The sequence below is a fragment of the Vallitalea sediminicola genome, from assembly GCF_054408565.1.
Map to the genome: position 1 here is coordinate 1 of NZ_BTPT01000326.1, position 261 is coordinate 261.

Genomic DNA, 261 nt, shown 5'->3' on the forward strand with positions numbered 1-261 from the left:
AAGAGGACTATTATCATCCTCTTAATATATGACTAATTTATATGAAAGGATAATTATGAGTACATTAAGAACTGAAAACATAAGCAAACAATATCCCGGAACTCTTGCACTAGATAATGTAACTGCTACATTTGAAAGTGGACAAGTTCATGCGTTATTAGGTAAGAATGGTTCTGGAAAATCTACTATGGTCAAAATTTTTGCAGGTGCCATAAAAGCAACATCAGGAAATGTATATCTAGATGATGAAAAATTGGATTT

General features: G+C 31.4%; 1 protein-coding gene. It reads left to right on the forward strand.

Annotated elements, in window-relative coordinates; all coding sequences use genetic code 11:
• Positions 1 to 55: 55 nt before the first annotated feature.
• The coding region (locus tag ACX6CF_RS26920) for an ATP-binding cassette domain-containing protein (protein WP_458788449.1) at positions 56 to 261 on the forward strand (206 nt) is incomplete at its 3' end.